The organism is Priestia sp. SIMBA_032 (assembly GCF_046535215.1).
GTDB lineage: Bacteria > Bacillota > Bacilli > Bacillales > Bacillaceae_H > Priestia > Priestia aryabhattai.
Window position 1 is genome coordinate 1 of sequence record NZ_JAWRXD010000517.1, and the last position, 278, is coordinate 278.

1 protein-coding gene is annotated in these 278 nt (G+C 59.0%); it reads right to left on the reverse strand.

Annotated features, from left to right (window positions below; all coding sequences use genetic code 11):
- A partial coding sequence (locus SB717_RS35365; RefSeq protein ID WP_486360791.1) for a hypothetical protein occupies positions 1 to 244 on the reverse strand: 244 nt, incomplete at its 3' end.
- Between the last annotated feature and the right edge of the window lie 34 nt (positions 245 to 278).

Sequence of the window (278 nt, forward strand, 5' to 3'; positions counted from 1 at the left end):
TTGAATCCTCTCGCGCAGAGATCTGCGACATATTGACGATGAGCTTCAGGTTTGCCCGCCTGGCCGCGTCGGCAAAATAGGCCGTTGCTGGAATGATCCCTGGGCGAACCGGATAGCAGAAGTACGCTGCACTGACGTCGGCCAGCGCCCGGATTGCATCGTCATGGACCAGGAGATCGCCGACAACCACCTGGGCGCCCATGATCCGCAACGCTTCTGCGCGACTATCGTCCCTATGGACCAGGGCTCGAACGGCAAGCTTTTGGTCAAGAAGACAC